The organism is Novosphingobium piscinae (assembly GCF_014230355.1).
GTDB classification, from domain to species: domain Bacteria; phylum Pseudomonadota; class Alphaproteobacteria; order Sphingomonadales; family Sphingomonadaceae; genus Novosphingobium; species Novosphingobium piscinae.
In genome coordinates this window covers 141229-154594 of the sequence record NZ_JACLAX010000002.1, presented here as the reverse complement: position 1 = coordinate 154594, position 13366 = coordinate 141229, and the positions used below count along the sequence as shown (strand labels likewise).

Here is a 13366-nt window from a genome sequence, read left to right as displayed (position 1 = left end):
TCAGGCGACGAAGACGAGGATCATCGCGACGACGAACGACAGCAGACCCAGAAGTTCGGCGGCGGCGAAGCCGATGAACAGGCGGCCCTGCTGGCCGTCGGCAGCACCCGGATTGCGCAGCGCGCCTTCCAGGAACTTGGCGAAGACGTTGCCCACACCGAGCGAGGCCAGACCTGCACCGATCGCGGCCAAGCCAGCACCGAGAAGCTTCGCGCTCTGAGCGTCCATGTCAAAAACTCCTTAGTTCTTATTCCGTTGAGGAATACGTTTGAAAAATCAGTGGAGGTTCTCAGCGTCGTTCAGATAGACGCAGGTGAGAAGGGCGAAAACGTAGGCCTGGATGCCGGCCACCAGCAGCTCGAGCGCGCAGATCCCGATCATCAGCAGGAAGCTGGGCAGCGCGGCGATGCCGAAGGTCAGCGCCCCGCCGTTCGTCCCGGAGATCACGAAGCCCGACAGCACTTCGAGCAGGACGTGGCCGGCCATCATCGCGACGAACAGACGCAGCCCGAGCGAGAACGGGCGGACCATGAAGGAGATCAGCTCGATCGGGAAGATGATCGGGATCATCAGGGCCGGCGTGCCGTGCGGCACGAATAGCGAGAAGAAGTGGAAGCCGTGCTTGGCGAAGCCGACGATCAGCACGATCGAGAAGCTCATGATCGCCAGCACGCCGGTCACCGTGAAATGGCTCGTCGGCGTGAACGGATGCAGGCCGATCAGCGCCAGCGGCAGGAGACCCAGCACGTTGGCAAACAGGATGAACATGAACAGCGAGAACACGTAGGGCAGGTACTTGCGGCCATTCGCCCCGATGTTCGAGCGCAGCAGGTCGTCGACAAAGCCGGTGAAGCTCTCGACCGCCATTTGCCAGCGGCCCGGCACCTGCGCCTGCTTGGCCCCGCCGCCGACGAAGACCACCAGCACGAGGGCAGTGATCGCCATCCACAGCGCCGAGTTGGTGAAAGCGATGTTGTAGCCCGCGAGCGCCAGGTGATCGGTGCCGAACAGCGGCTCGATCGTGAACTGGTGAACCGGATCGACCTTGCCTTCCGCCACTTGCCTTAACCCCGTATTCGACCAAAAAGTCTAAGCCGATCAGCCTATTCTGGCGGACGGCTGGCAATCCGGATGATGTTCCGGAAGGCCACGACAACCCCCATGAACAGCATCACGAGCAGGCCCCAGGGGCTGGTTCCGGCGAACTGGTCGATAACCCAGCCCAGGAATGCACCTCCGACCAACCCGCCCAGCAGTTCCCCGAGCACCCGGTTCCCCATGCGGTAATTCGCATCGGACTCCGTCTTGACCGGGGCGTTGCGCTGCTCTTCCCGCTCGCGCGCGGCCTTGAGCCGCTGCTCGAGCGCGTCGATCCGCGCATCTTCGCCGATGGGCCCCTCGTCGGTTCGGTCGTCGGCCATGCCCTGCCCCTCAGTCCTGTGCAGTCTGTGGTGCCCGGCATGCCCAACGCTCCCCCGCCGAGAGCGCCGCCCCCTTAGGCGGGCGGTTAAACCGAGTCAACTGCACCGGCCTCCTCCTTTCGGGTGGCATCGCCGGGGTGGAACCGGTGCGGCAGCCTGGCCTTAACCCTCAAGCCGCACCCGGCCCGCACGCCCGACTGGCCGCAACCGACCGGCGTGTGCACTGGCCCGAAACCCTTACCTTGACGGGGTCTGATGGATGTGGCGCGGGGCGAACGGCAACTCCGCCCCGCGCCACACCGCTCAACTCCGAGGGTTCTTGGTGATCCGCTCGACGAGCATGCCCATGACGAAACAGCCAGCCATCAAGCCCGTCTTGAGCAGGATGGCCCCGCCATCACCCGGATCCAGCATCGTCATAAGGGCAGCGGAAGCCGCCATTCCGTACAGGAAGGCCGGGACGACAAACGCCATGGCCCGGAACTTTTCGGGGGTGTTCATAACGGGCTGCCCTGCTTTAGTGCTTCCTGATCCCATCTTTGTACAGCAGGGCATGGCTGTTGCCGCCAGCGACGGCAGCGCCCCCATAACCTGCGGCGGCACCGATCGGACCTGATACGGTTCCCAACGCTGCGAGTGCCGGACTGCACGGACTTTGCACCAAAGCAGCAGTGGGGGCCGCTGCACCGATGAAACCCCGAACACTGCCAGCCGTGAGCAGCATCCGTATCTGCTCTCGTTCGCCAGCACCGGAAGCAAACTCACCCCCGTGATCGTCAAGGAGCCGAAAGCTCGTGGATTGTCCTCTCACAAACTGTTCGTTTTGCATGCATTCACCCAGCGCTACAGGAACGCCGGCGTCATCAACGCCAAGACGGCCTGGAAGGGCGACCCAACCGCAACGTTGATCAGTTTGCGTCCCTGAACAATACGAACGAGCCCTGACTGACAACGCTGCATCTCTTTGGATGCCGCGCGTCGATGACATCGTCAGCCGATGACATCTTCACACAGGTGAGCCCATGCTCGCCCCGTCACCTTGTCAGCCAATCAACCGGCTGGGCAGCGGGGATCGCGCTGCGGCGGGGCGCTGGTGCGGGTCGCCCAGGTGCCGTCGGGGGCCTGGTACTTCTCTCCCGGGGCCGTACGGGCGATCGCGAGGCAGCCGGCGGTGAAGGCATATTCCTCGACCGTGGCGTGCTGGGCCTGCGCGTGCTGGGCGTAGACCGCCTTGCGCTTGATGTTGAGATCCTCGACCAGCGCCTTGAGCGGCGCGCTCGGCGGCACCACGAAGCCGAGGTAGCCATCGGCCTTCTCGCCCACCTGCCCCGCTGCCCGGGCGGCGGCATAGGCGGGGTCGCGCTGGGCCAGGGCCGGCGCGGCGAGGACCAGCGCCCCCAGCGACAACGCCAGCGCGGAGCGGATCAGGGGGGCAGAAAGGAACATCAGAAAATCTCCGGGTTCTGCGCGATCGTCTGGTCGGCATCCTTGGCCAGGCGGTAGACGACCTCCTGCTGGATATTGATGTTCAGCTCGATCACGATGGGCTTGTCCGGCGCATTCACCGAAATGCAGCCCCCCATCGCCAGCAAGCCAGCCACCAGCATTCCCGCCGTCGCCATCCTCGTCAGGCCCCGGAACCGGCCCCGTTTGCTGTCACCCTGCATCGGCAGCGTTGTCGCAAGCGAAGCGCGATCGGTCAATTCACGACGGGTCATGGCGTGGTCTCGCTGACTGGGGGCTGAATGCGCGGACCGGCCGGGCGTGCGACGGGGGCGACCGGGCGCCCCTGGGCATCGACCAGGCCGAGCGTGCGCGGGTCCTTGATATAGGCCGGATCGTACATCGCCTTGACCGAGCTGATCAGGCTGTAGAACGGGGCGCGCAGGTTGACGTTGAACTGCAGCGGCAGCCTGGCGAACCGGCGGGTCACGAAGTTGCGCTTGGCCCCGGCCCCCTGCTTGACCCCATCGAAGCGCACGCGCGTCACGATCTCGCCCTCGAGCGCCCCGTCCATGGCGATACGCATGGTCCGGTAGTCGAGCGAACGCAGCGCATCGAAGGCGAAGTTGGCGATGGGCGAAAGGTCGCGGTAGGTCAGCGCCCCGACGTAGGAGAGGTTGCCTCCGGGCGGCCGCGATTGCAGCATGCCGCCCTCGATCCGCCCACCGTTCTGGTCGAACACCAGCGGCAGGGTGCCGTCAAAGGCCCCGCTGGCCGAGAGATTGGCCAGTTCCATCCGCTCGATGAAGTGCCCCGCATCGAGCGCCTCGATATCGAGCACGAAGCGGCGCGTCTCCTCGACACCGAAACGCATCTCGGCGGGACGTAGCTGGAGCCGGCCGCCAAGGAACGGCCAGGCCGCGCCCTCGATCGCGGCCAGTCCGCCGGGCCTCAGCTGGAAGCGGAGTTCCCCGTCGTTCACCTCAATGCCGGGATTGACCGCGGCGATGGTGACGCGCTGGTGCGGCGGCGTGACCAGGCCGAGCAGATCGCTGAACTCCACCTCGCCGCGAATGCCCTGGGCCGGACCGAACGCCGCTGCCAGGTCGAGCCCGTCAGTGCGGAAGCGGCCGGTGCTGCGCACCTGCTCGGCGGTCCAGTCGATCCTGCCCGCCCCCGCGACCCGTCCGCGCACATTGGCCACCACACCGAGCAGCTGGCGGGTGAGCTGGCCCGGCTGCAGTGCCTTGTCGAACTCGAGCCCGGCCACGCGCACGTCGGCATGGCCGCGCGCCCGGGCCAGGTCATGGCGCAGGTCCACCCGGGCCACCTCGCGGCCGCTCTGGGGCTCCCGCAGCCGCGCCGCGGCAGTCAAGACATTGTCCACCAGCGCCAGCGTGGCCTGATCGCCCCTGAGCGGCTCGAACCGCGCCACGCGGGTGCGGTCCTGCAGATCGAAGGTGGCATCGGCGATGCTGAGACGACCTGCGGCGAAACGCCAGGCGCCCTGCGCCGCCACGAGGTCGAGCGGGACCGCGGCCAGCCGGACGTCGGCCCCGCCGAAATGCCCGCTCACCGTGCGCCCGACCTCGGCCCGCAGGTCGCTGAGGCGGACGTGGCTGGCGCTTTGCGGCGGCCCCAGCGTGACCTCCAGCGCCCGGGCGAACAGGCTGCCGGGCGCCGCGAAACCGACCGGCCCGCTGGCGATGCGCAGCGGGGTCTCGCCGAGGCGGCCGGTCAGGTCGAGCGCCGGGATGCCCAACGCCAGCCGGGTGCCGCCCCGGCCGCTCTGCAAAATCGCTGCGCCCGGCGACGGGCACAGCGAAAGAGCCTGCTGGTCGAAGCTGAGGTTGGCCAGGGTCAGCGCGTCGAAGCGGACCGGCAGGCAGCGCCGTCCCACAACCAGGGTGCCGCGAACATCGCGGGCGCCGTCGAGCGGAATGGTCAGGTTGGTGGCCTGACCGCCCGGCACCGCGCCGCTCGCCACGATCACCCCGCCGAAGTTGAGCGCGCCGTTCCCCTGCTGCACAAGGGTCAGCCGCGGGATGGCCAGCCGGGCATCGCCGGCGCGATAATCGGCCATGGCCATGGTCAGACGGGTCCAGCCGCGGACGCCCTGGGCAAGGCGCCCGGTCATCTGCGGCAGCCCTTCTCCGCCGGTGGTGAAGTTCCCGGCCAGTCGCGGTGTGCCCTGCCCAAGGGTCAGCTGGAGGCGCGAGAGGGCCAACAGTGTGCTGCCGCTGCCCCCGGTCAACCGCCCCTGCGGCACAACCAGACTGACCCCCTGCGGCGCCCCGCGCAGCACGAAATCGCCCTGCAGCCGGCTGCCGCGTTCCTCGCGCGCCAGCGACGCACGGACCTGCCGGAGCAGCGGGGCGACCAGCGTCCCCTCCCCGGCCCGCTGCCACCCATCGATTGCCGCGGCCAGTCCGCGGCCGACCCGCAGACCGCCGGCGTCGAGCGTGCCCTCGGTCTCGAACCGGCCCAGCCCCTCCCGCGCGCGGAGCAGGCCGGACAGCGCGAGGGTCGCGGCGCCGACCTGGGGCTGGTCGAGCCCGCGTCCGGTCAGGTCGTAGCGCGCCGTGACTCCGCCCTGCCGAAAGGTCGCATCGACGGCCCCGGTCCAGCTCCGGGATCGGAGCTCTCCAGCACTGACCTGACCAGACTGCAGACCGACCCGCACGGTGCCGCCATCCAGCGTCGCATCAGCCTGCCCGGCCAGATCGAGCTGCACGGCGCGTGCGGACAGCGTTGCGCGGCCCGGGCAGTCGAGCACGGCAGTCCGCAGGGGACCGGCAAAGGTTGGCTTGCCCTGAACGATGCGGACGCGCCCGTACAGGCTTGCTCCGCGCGCCTCACAGCCCGCCAGCGCGAGCCGCGGCGCCCGGATCCCGAGGGTCCCGTCGAAGCCGTCGAACAGCCCACCCCGCCCCTCGAACGCGGCGCCGACCGGCCCGTGATCGCCGGTCAGTCGCGCCCGCCCGTCGATCACCGTAAGGTCCAGCCGGGGCAGTCCGGCCGACTGGCCGTCGCGCTGGCCGAACAGCAGCGAATCGAGCCGGCCGAAGCTGACCCGGTCGCCCTGCCAGGTGCCGTAGAGCCGTGGCCGGACCAGCCGCACCGTGCCGATGGCCGGCAGGCCCAGGCGGGGCGACAGGGCGATCTCGGCCTCGGCGATGGTCAGGTCGGGGTGGCGGGGATCGCCGATCACGATGTCGCGCAGCACCTGGCGGCGCGGGCCGATCGCGACGATGCGGTAGGTGGCGGGGAGGCCCAGCTCGCGCAGCTGGCTGGCGATCAGCCCGTCGGCGATCCGCTCGCGCGCCACCCAGGTGGCACCGACGGCCGCCAGCGTCACCACCCCCGCGGCGGCCAGGACCCGGCGGCCGGTGCGGCGGGGTTCGGGCTCGGGCTGCGGGGCGCGGGGCGCGGAAGGATCGTCGGCGGCGGCCTCGCTCATCGCGCTACCCTTGCGCTCTCGCCCGGCGAAAGGCAATGCTCGGCGCCGCGGTCGCACGCTCGACGAGGAGAGGCCGCGTGACCCCACCCGAGCTGTTCGACCGGACTGCCGGCACGGCTACCGGCACGGAAGATCGCGCCGATTCCGGGCCTCCCGCTGCGCAGGGCCACCGCGCGCGGCTGCGGGCGCGGCTGCTGGCCGGCGGGATCGACGCACTAGGTGATCATGAGCTGATCGAGCTGCTGCTGATGGGGGCGATCCCGCGGCGCGACGTCAAGCCGCTGGCACGCAGCCTGCTGCAGCGCTTCGGGTCGCTCGCCGGGGTGCTCAATGCCGATCCGCGCGCCCTGGCCCGCCATCCCGGCATGGGCGACGCGACGGCCGCCGCGCTGTGCGTCGTCGCGGTTGCCGCACGCCGCCAGGCGCGCGAGCAGGTGCGCGCCGCCCCGGTGCTGAGCTCGTGGCAGGCGCTGCTCGACTATCTGGCGATCGACATGGCCCACCTGACCGTGGAACGGGTGCGCATCCTCTATCTCGACACCCGCAACATGCTGATTCTCGACGACCATGTGGGCGACGGATCGCTCGATGAAGCCGCGATCCATCCGCGCGAGGTGATCCGGCGCGCGCTCGATATCGGCGCGGCGGCGCTGATTCTGGTCCACAACCACCCCTCGGGCTCGCCGGAACCGAGCCGGGCGGATATCCAGATCACCCACCGAATCGCCGAAGCGGGGCGGCTGCTGGGGATCACGGTGCACGATCACCTGATCATCGCCCGCAGCGGCCATATCTCGCTCCGCTCCAAGGGCCTGATCTGATGACCTCCACGCGGCGAACCCCCTGATGTGCCTGGCCGCGATCGCGTTCGAGGCCGATCCGCGCTGGCGGCTGGTCATCGCCGCCAACCGCGACGAGTTCCATGCCCGCCCTGCCGCGCCGCTGGCGCGCTGGTCCGACGGCAGCGGGATCATCGCCGGCCGCGACGAAACCGCCGGCGGCACGTGGCTGGGCCTGACCGAGACCGGGCGGCTCGCCCTGGTGACCAACTTCCGCGTGCCCGGCTTCCCCCTGCCCGACCGCCCTTCGCGCGGGCGGCTGGTCACCGACGTGCTGGCCGGCCGCGATCCCGTCGGTGCGGGACTGGCGGCGATGAACCCGTGCAACCTGCTGGTGGTCGAGGGCGCCGCGGCCAGCTTCGTCACCAACTATCCCGAATTGGCCACCCGGCAGCTCGAACCGGGGCTGCATGGCCTGTCGAATGGCGCGCTGGCCCCGCCGTGGCGCAAGACCGAGCAGACCATGGCCGCGCTGCGCGGCTGGCTGGACGGCGCAGCGGAGTCGAGCCCTGAGGGCCTGTTCGCCGCGCTGGCCGATCCCCGCCCGACCGCCGAGAGCTGGGAAGAGGGCGGGCCCGAGCCGCGCTTGTCGAGCCCATTCATCCGCGATCCCAGCTATGGCACGCGTTGCTCGACCGTGGTGCTGGTCGACCGCAGCGGCGCGGGGACGATCATCGAGCGGCGTTTCACGGCCCACGGACAGCCCGCCGGCGAGGTCGCGATCGCGTTTCGCTGGTGACGGCGCCGGCCGGGGGTGCCCTCGGCCCTTGCCTTCCCGGCCCTTGGGCCGTAGCGGCGCCGCAGCACGCCCGCATCGCGGCACCCGGCCCACCGCTCAGGAGTCATCGCCATGGTCCCCCGTTACGCCCGCCCCGCCATGACCGCGATCTGGGAGCCGGAGGCACGGTACCGGATCTGGTTCGAGATCGAGGCCCATGCCACCGAGAAGCTGGGCGAGCTGGGCGTGGTTCCGCCCAGCGGCGCCAAGGCGCTGTGGGACTGGTGGGCGACCAGTCCGGCGATCGACGTCGCCGCGATCGACGCGATCGAGGCCGTCACCAAGCACGATGTCATCGCCTTCCTCGATTGGGTCGCCCAGCAGGTCGGGCCTGAAGCGCGCTTCATGCACCAGGGCATGACCAGCTCGGACGTACTCGACACCACCCTGGCGGTGCAGCTGATGCGCGCCGCCGATCTGCTGCTGGACGATCTGGATGCCCTGCTCGCGGCGATCAAGCGCCGCGCGCTGGAGCACAAGTACACGCCCACCATCGGCCGCAGCCACGGCATCCACGCCGAGCCGACCACCTTCGGCAAGAAGCTGGCCGAAGCCTATGCCGAATTCAGCCGCTGCAAGACCCGCCTGATCGCCGCGCGGGCCGAAGTGGCCACCTGCGCGATCTCGGGCGCGGTCGGCACCTTCGCCAACATCGATCCGTCGGTGGAAGAGTATGTCGCCGAAAAGCTGGGCCTCGCGGTCGAGCCGGTTTCGACCCAGGTGATCCCGCGCGATCGCCACGCGATGTTCTTCGCCACGCTGGGCGTCATCGCCAGCTCGATCGAGCGGCTGGCGGTGGAGATCCGCCACCTCCAGCGCACCGAGGTGCTCGAGGCCGAGGAATACTTCTCGCCCGGCCAGAAGGGCTCGAGCGCGATGCCGCACAAGCGCAACCCGGTCCTGACCGAAAACCTTACCGGGCTGGCCCGCATGGTCCGCTCGGCCGTGACCCCGGCGCTCGAGAACGTGGCGCTGTGGCACGAGCGCGACATCTCGCACTCCTCGGTCGAGCGGTTCATCGGTCCCGACGCGACGATCACGCTCGACTTCGCCCTCGCCCGTCTGACCAGCGTGGTCGACAAGCTGGTGGTCTATCCCGAGCGGATGCAGAAGAACCTCGACAAGATGGGGGGCCTCGTCCACTCGCAGCGCGTGCTGCTGGCGCTGACCCAGGCCGGGCTCGAGCGCGATGCCGCCTACCGGCTGGTCCAGCGCAACGCGATGAAGGTGTGGGAATCCGACGGGCAGCTCAACCTGATGGAACTGCTCAAGGCCGACCCCGACGTTGCCGCCGCGCTCACCCCCGCGCAGATCGAGGACAAGTTCAACCTCGACTACCACTTCAAGGCGATCGACACGATCTTCGCGCGGGTATTCGGAGACTAAGGCCTGTTCGCGAGCTCCCCTGCGGAGGAGAGCGCCGGACCACCTCCCGCCCCCTCAGAAACTCGCCGTCAGGTTGAGGCTGCCATAGCGCGTGGTCGCGCCCGGGGGCGCGTTGGGGGCGGTGCGCAGGAAGCGCCCCTTGGCCAGCAGGACGGTCGTGATCTCGAAGCGCCAGCGCTGCGGCACCAGCCACCAGCGCACCCGGCCGTCGAGCTGGTGGCCGGCCCAGGTCCCGGATGCACCGCTGGGATCGCGCACCCCGGTCGAGGAGAAGCCATCGCGCGAATCGGCGAGCCACAGCGCGCGGTAGCCAAGGAAGGCATCGACCCGGCGCGACGGCGTCACCTCGACCCGGATGCCGGGTGACACCACATTGCTGCGGGCGATGGCATTGTAGAGCCCGGCCGGGGCCAGGTCGGCCCGGCGCATGCCGTAGAGCGTGTCGAACCGGCCATAGGATCCGCCCGGGCCGTCGCCGCTGGCATGGTCGAACTCGATCTGGACATGCGGCTGCCATGGCCCGCCGAAACTGTAGCCGGCGTGGACGCGCCAGAAGCTGGCGCTGACCGACTGGCGCGGCGCGCCGGCTGCCGCGGTCGCGCTGATCGAGCCCCACTGGTAGATCCCCTCGAGACCCCATTCCGCCGCACCCGGGCGCGGCTCGCGCACCAGGCGCAGGCTCAGCGTATCCAGCGAGCGGTCACGGCTGGGCCGGCCCGGGGCGTCACGTTCGCCCAGATGGAGGAAAGCGATCTCGCGCAGCAACGGCGAGCCCTGGCGCTGCTGTGCCAGGAACCCGCCCCACAGCACCGTATCGAAGCTCTCCTTGTCGAGCGCGACGCGGTTGGCGCGCAGGCCCGGACCGTCGTCTGGCAGCCGCAGCAGCGGCAGCGCGTAGAAGGCGGTCGCCCTGATCCCCGAACGGGTGGCGAGATCGCCGCGCAGGCCGGTAAAGGCAGTGATGGTGTTGCGATAGTCGTCGATCGCGACCAGCCGGCGCGAGCCCAGCGACAGGCCAAGGCGACCAAGCTGGACGCTGACTTCGCTACCTGATCCGAACAAGGGGCCAAGGTCGGCCTCGACATGGGCGATGACCGGCTCGAGCGCATTCACCTCGCCGGTGCCGAGCGGGGTGCCGGGGTTGGCGCCCCAGACCCGGCTGTCATGCAGCTCGCCCACCAGCCGCAGCCAGTCGCGCCGCCAGACCGCGCGGATCTGGGTGCGGCTTTCATAGAGCACGTCGCTGGAGTTGCCGCCAACGCGGGGCTGTCCGTCGATCGCGTCGAGGCGCAGCCGCACCGTGCCGTGGACCGTCAGCCCCTCGGGCACGGTATCGGCCCGGCCCGGCGCCGCCAGACCCAGCGCAACGATGCCGCCGATCGCCCCGATGCGGAGCCTGTCCATCGCGTACCCCTGTTCCCCACCCCGGGGAGATCGGGGCCTGTCGCTACACAGGCCCCGACTGTTTCACGCTGATGACACCGTCAGAACGAGAATTTCACTGTCCCGCCGAAGGTGCGCGGATCGCCCGGCTGACCGGCGATCAGGCCGACGTTGCCCGGCGCGACCTGCAGCAGATCCATGAAATTGGTATCGAAGGCATTGCGCACCCAGGCGAAGATATCGAGGCCTTCGCCCCGGAAGCCGGCGCGGAAGTTGGTCAGGGCATAGGCATCGACCACGGTATAGCGCGAAGGCGAGGCGTTCGAGTTCCAGCTCGAACGGTAGTTGCCATCGACCCCGAAGTAGATCTGGCCGTCCTTGTCGAGCAGCTTGGCCGGGACATTGTACTCGGCCCCGTAGGAGAAGGCCCACTTCGACACGCCCGGCAGGGCCTGGCCCGAGATGTCGCAGGCGCGCGGGCTGAGCGAACCCGGGATCCCCGCGAGCGACAGGTCGGGCGTCACGCCGACGGCATAGAAGGTGCCGCCCGAGAGCTCGGGTGGGCATGGGGCATTGGTGAAGCGCTTGTACTTCGCGTCGGTGTAGGCACCGTTGGCATAGGCGGTGAAGCGGTCGCTGGCGACGATCTTGAAATCGGCCTCGATGCCCTGCGACCGGACCTTCTCGGCATTGGCGAGATAGCCGCGCACCGTGCCGAACTGACCGCCGTTCACCGTCGCCTGGAAATCCTTGATGTCGGTGATGAAGGCGCTGAGGTTGAAGGTCGCGCGCCGGTTGAGGAACTGGGTCTTGAGCCCGGCCTCGAAGTGCAGGACCGATTCCGGCCGGACCGTGCTGGTGCTGAGGTCGGGCTGGTTGTTGGCATCCAGCGGCAGGCCGTTCTGGTTGATGCCCAGGGTCTTGAAGCTCTTGGCGAAGGTCACATAGCCCAGCACGTCACGGGCGAACTTGTAGTTGACGTTGAAGTCATAGGTGAAGTTCCAGGCGCTGGCCGACGGCGTGGTCAGCTGCGGCTGGTAGATACCGCACTGCGCGGTCAGCACGGCATTGCCGGTCGTGGCCGAGGGGGCGCAGCTGGGGATCACCACGCCCGCACCGGTGGTGACCACGCGCTGGTAGAAGCCTTCCTTCTTGTCATAGTTCAAACGCACGCCCGGCTGGATCGTCAGCTCCGGGGTGACCTTCCAGCTGGCCTGGCCGAACAGTGCGGCGCTGTCGCTCTTGAGGTACTGGGTGTTGGTCGCGGTCAGCCCGGCCAGCGTCGCGGGGATGTTGGCGATGTTGGTCGGCGAGGTCGAGGGCGACAGGCTCCACAGCGCGGCATCGGCGCCCTGCTGCTCGGTCCCCTGGGTGTCGATGCGCTGCTTGAAGCCGAACAGGCCGACCACGAAGTCCACCGCGTCGCTTTCGTAGTTGTAGCGGAACTCCTGGCTGTACTGGTTCTGCTGCGAGGGGTTCTGCGACCGCGCGACGATCGAGAGGCCAGTGAAATCGCGATCGTTCTCGGGCTTCCAGTCCCAGAAGCGCCAGGCAGTGATCGAGGTCAGGCTGCCCGTGCCCAGCTCCCAGTTGGCCTTGAACGAGACGCCGCCGATCTTGTTACCGGCGTTGAGGTTGGAATCGAGATCGGTGAGGCGATCATAGGGATTGGTGCTGGGCACGGCATAGTTGCGCCCCGGGGTGGCGGCATTGGCCGCTGCGACGCGCGCCGCGTACTGGCGGTTGAGCGCGCGCTGGGTCAGCCCGGTGCGGACATAGACCGTGCCGCAGCACTCGGGGTCCTGCGCGCTGTAATCGCCCGAGAGGGTCAGCGCGAGCGTGTCGCTCGGCTTCCACAGCAGCTGGGCGCGCAGGCCAAGGTTGTCCTGGGCATTGATGAACTGCTGGCTGGTGACGTTGTAGATCGTGCCGCGGCGGCTGGTGATGGCACCGGCCAGCCGGATCGCGACGGTGTCCGACAGCGGGCCGGACACCGCGACCTTGCCCTGCTTGAAGGCAAGGTTGCCCACGGTCAGTTCGGCGCGGCCCTCATAGGTGAAGGTCGGCTGATTGCTGGTGATGTTGATCGCGCCGGCCGTGGTGTTCTTGCCATAGAGCGTGCCTTGCGGCCCGCGGAGCACCTCGACCTGGGCGATGTCGAGGAAGTCGAAGGTCGCGGCGGCGACGCGCGCGTTGTAGACGTCGTCGACATAGATCCCCACGCCCTGCTCGAAGCCGTCGCTGGTCAGCCCGAACGGCGCGCCCAGCCCGCGGATGTTGACCGAGGTGTTGCGCGGGTTGGAGGTGTAGACCTGCAGCGTGGGTGCCAGCTGCTGCAGGCGCACGATGTTGAAGTTGCCGGTCGATTCGACCGAGTCGGCCTTGATCACCGAAATCGCCAGCGGCACGGCCTGGGCCGCTTCCTGGCGGCGCCGGGCGGTGACGATGATGACATCGCCGCGGGCGCCGACATCGTCCTCGCCCGCCTGCTCGGCGGCTGGCGCGGCGGCGGCCTGAGCCTCGGCCGCAAGGGCGGTTTCAGACAGGCCCGGCAGGCCAAAGGACAGGGCAGTGGCGGCCAGCAGGCCAGAGCGGACGAACGTGTGCATTGATCCAATCCTTGCGTAAGGGAATGGATGCATCCGGAAGTCCGGTC

13 protein-coding genes are annotated in these 13366 nt (G+C 69.0%); 4 read left to right on the top strand and 9 right to left on the bottom strand.

Annotated features, from left to right (window positions below):
* The 4 genes from H7F53_RS02645 to H7F53_RS02630 all read right to left on the bottom strand — a co-directional run bounded on the left by H7F53_RS02645 (window position 1) and on the right by H7F53_RS02630 (window position 1922).
* Entirely contained in the window at window positions 1-228 is a 228-nt protein-coding gene (locus H7F53_RS02645; protein WP_185677931.1) for a F0F1 ATP synthase subunit C, read from the bottom strand.
* A gap of 48 nt (window positions 229-276) precedes the next feature.
* On the bottom strand, window positions 277-1059 hold the full coding sequence (locus H7F53_RS02640) for a F0F1 ATP synthase subunit A (RefSeq protein ID WP_185677930.1): 783 nt from the start codon (window positions 1057-1059) through the stop codon (window positions 277-279).
* 44 nt (window positions 1060-1103) lie between these two features.
* Complete coding sequence (locus H7F53_RS02635) at window positions 1104-1421, bottom strand: AtpZ/AtpI family protein (protein ID WP_185677929.1); 318 nt, start codon at window positions 1419-1421, stop codon at window positions 1104-1106.
* Window positions 1422-1724: 303 nt separating this feature from the next.
* Window positions 1725-1922, bottom strand: coding sequence for a hypothetical protein (locus tag H7F53_RS02630; protein ID WP_185677928.1), 198 nt, complete (start codon window positions 1920-1922; stop codon window positions 1725-1727).
* Window positions 1923-2076: 154 nt separating this feature from the next.
* On the opposite strand from H7F53_RS02630, the gene H7F53_RS02625 reads away from it, so the two are divergent.
* Window positions 2077-2346 (top strand): hypothetical protein, encoded by a 270-nt coding sequence (locus H7F53_RS02625; protein ID WP_185677927.1) that lies wholly within the window; start codon window positions 2077-2079, stop codon window positions 2344-2346.
* Window positions 2347-2471: 125 nt separating this feature from the next.
* Here H7F53_RS02625 and H7F53_RS02620 read toward each other — a convergent pair whose 3' ends face one another.
* Genes H7F53_RS02620 through H7F53_RS02610 form a run of 3 tightly spaced genes read right to left on the bottom strand, consistent with a single transcriptional unit; the run spans window position 2472 to window position 6324 of the window.
* Complete coding sequence (locus H7F53_RS02620; protein ID WP_185677926.1) at window positions 2472-2867, bottom strand: YdbL family probable chaperone protein; 396 nt, start codon at window positions 2865-2867, stop codon at window positions 2472-2474.
* Window positions 2867-3139: a YnbE family lipoprotein gene (locus tag H7F53_RS02615; protein ID WP_246438439.1), complete on the bottom strand. Its 273-nt coding sequence runs from the start codon at window positions 3137-3139 to the stop codon at window positions 2867-2869. Before H7F53_RS02615 ends, H7F53_RS02620 begins: the two co-directional genes overlap by 1 nt.
* Window positions 3136-6324 (bottom strand): intermembrane phospholipid transport protein YdbH family protein, encoded by a 3189-nt coding sequence (locus H7F53_RS02610; RefSeq protein WP_185677925.1) that lies wholly within the window; start codon window positions 6322-6324, stop codon window positions 3136-3138. Before H7F53_RS02610 ends, H7F53_RS02615 begins: the two co-directional genes overlap by 4 nt.
* 77 nt (window positions 6325-6401) lie before the next feature.
* Here H7F53_RS02610 and radC point away from each other — a divergent pair, with 77 nt between their 5' ends.
* From radC to purB, 3 genes are all read left to right on the top strand, one after another.
* Window positions 6402-7145 carry a RadC family protein gene (gene radC / locus H7F53_RS02605; protein ID WP_379542835.1) on the top strand — a complete coding sequence of 248 codons (744 nt, stop codon included), beginning with the start codon at window positions 6402-6404 and terminating at the stop codon, window positions 7143-7145.
* Between the two features lie 25 nt (window positions 7146-7170).
* Window positions 7171-7902: an NRDE family protein gene (locus H7F53_RS02600; protein ID WP_185677923.1), complete on the top strand. Its 732-nt coding sequence runs from the start codon at window positions 7171-7173 to the stop codon at window positions 7900-7902.
* A gap of 111 nt (window positions 7903-8013) precedes the next feature.
* Window positions 8014-9327: an adenylosuccinate lyase gene (gene purB, locus H7F53_RS02595; RefSeq protein ID WP_185677922.1), complete on the top strand. Its 1314-nt coding sequence runs from the start codon at window positions 8014-8016 to the stop codon at window positions 9325-9327.
* Between the two features lie 54 nt (window positions 9328-9381).
* On the opposite strand, the gene H7F53_RS02590 is transcribed toward purB, so the two are convergent.
* Together H7F53_RS02590 and H7F53_RS02585 are read right to left on the bottom strand one after the other, a co-directional pair.
* Window positions 9382-10731, bottom strand: a complete 1350-nt coding sequence (locus H7F53_RS02590) for an alginate export family protein (protein WP_185677921.1) — start codon at window positions 10729-10731, stop codon at window positions 9382-9384.
* 80 nt (window positions 10732-10811) lie between these two features.
* The gene (locus tag H7F53_RS02585) at window positions 10812-13319 is read right to left on the bottom strand and encodes a TonB-dependent receptor (protein WP_185677920.1); all 2508 of its coding nucleotides are present in this window, start codon (window positions 13317-13319) and stop codon (window positions 10812-10814) included.
* Window positions 13320-13366: the final 47 nt, after the last annotated feature.